This window comes from Streptomyces sp. NPDC031121, from assembly GCF_055570615.1.
Genome location: NZ_JBVIGV010000031.1, coordinates 1 through 1,369, shown reverse-complemented (window position 1 = coordinate 1,369; position 1,369 = coordinate 1). Strand labels below are relative to the sequence as shown.

2 protein-coding genes are annotated in these 1,369 nt (G+C 75.4%); both read right to left on the bottom strand.

Going from position 1 to position 1,369, the window contains the following annotated elements; genetic code table 11:
• Window positions 1-2 precede the first annotated feature (2 nt).
• Window positions 3-455: a hypothetical protein gene (locus tag ACZ462_RS31690; protein ID WP_467810001.1), complete on the bottom strand. Its 453-nt coding sequence runs from the start codon at window positions 453-455 to the stop codon at window positions 3-5.
• A gap of 111 nt (window positions 456-566) precedes the next feature.
• The gene (locus ACZ462_RS31685; RefSeq protein ID WP_467810002.1) at window positions 567-1,175 is read right to left on the bottom strand and encodes a hypothetical protein; all 609 of its coding nucleotides are present in this window, start codon (window positions 1,173-1,175) and stop codon (window positions 567-569) included.
• Between the last annotated feature and the right edge of the window lie 194 nt (window positions 1,176-1,369).

The following is a 1,369-nucleotide window of genomic DNA, read 5'->3' as shown; positions in this document are numbered from 1 at the left end:
GGTCAGGGGCAGAAGGGGTTGGTGCCGGTCATCAGGGCGGGCCAGTTGCCTTCGAGGTAGTGCTTCTTCCAGGTGTCGAGCTGCCGGGTGGGGAGGTCGTAGCGTTGGGCGATGTCCTTCTTGCGGGTGTCGGTGTCGTCGGCGAGGAGGGCCATCACGATGTGGATCTTGTCGGCGAGGTTGAGCTGGTCGGCGGGTTTGTCGGGGAGGGTGTCGAAGCGGAAGCAGCCGGGCTTGCCGGGCTTGCCGGGTTCGCCGGGTTGTCCGGGGGCGCCGCCCTTGCCGCCTTCGCCTCCCTTGCCGCCTTCGCCGCCGGTGGCGCAGTACGGGGGGAGCTGGCTGCTGGCGGGGGTGGCGGGGGGTGGGGTGGCGTGGGCGGAGCAGGCGGTGCCGGTGAGGAAGGCCAGGGAGGCCGCCGCGAGGATGAGCGGGCGGTGCCAGGAGGTGGTGGACATGGGGTTCTCCGCCTCGGGAGGAGTGGCTGGTGGGGGTGGGGCGGGGTGGGGGCCGGTGGCCTCCACCCCGCGGGTCGGGTCGGTTCGGGTGGGGTGGGGTGGGGTGGGGGGTTAGAAGATGCTGCCGCCTCCCTTGCCGCCGGCGCCGCCGAGGCCGCCGAAGATGCCGGTGCCGCCGTTGCCGCCCTTGCCGCCCTTGCCGCCCTGGAAGATGCCGAAGCCGCCGGAGCCGCCCTTGCCGCCGTCGCCGCCCTTGAGGACGCCGTCGCCGCCGCCACCGCCGCCGCCGCCGTTGCCGCCGACGGCTCCGGTTCCGCCGTTGCCGCCGTTGCCGCCCTTGCCGCCGATGACGCCTTCGCCGCCGCCGCCACCGCCGCCGCCTCCGCCGCCGGAGAGGACGCCGTTGCCGCCGTTGCCGCCGTTGCCGCCCGCGCCGCCGACGCCGGTGACGCTGCCGCCGCCGGAGCCGCCGGAGCCGCCGCCGCCGCCGACCAGGCCGCCGCCGCCGTCCCCGCCGTCGCCTCCGGCGCCGCCCGCGGCGGGGAGTGCGGAGATGGTGTGGGCGGGCATCGGGGCGGCCGAGGCGGCGGCCGCGGGCAGGAGCACCCCGCCGGTGACGACCGCGGCCGAGGCGACCAGTGTCGCGATGCGGATGCTGCGCCGCTTGGGGCGCACGGAGGCGGTGTTGTCGGGGGTGTTGTGGTGCTTGCTGCGGTTCATGGGATTCTCCTGCTGCTCGATCCGCAAAAGCGGATGGGTGGGGGTTTCTTCTCGGTGCGGCCCCTGCCGGCGTTGGAGGGGGTCCCGGTCCTGCGGGGTGTCTCCCTTGCTCCGGTGGGGGGCGCATCACCAGTAGGCCCGAGACGGCCCACCCCGGACACGTTCCGGAAACTCGGGGCTTGACAGCCCCGGGA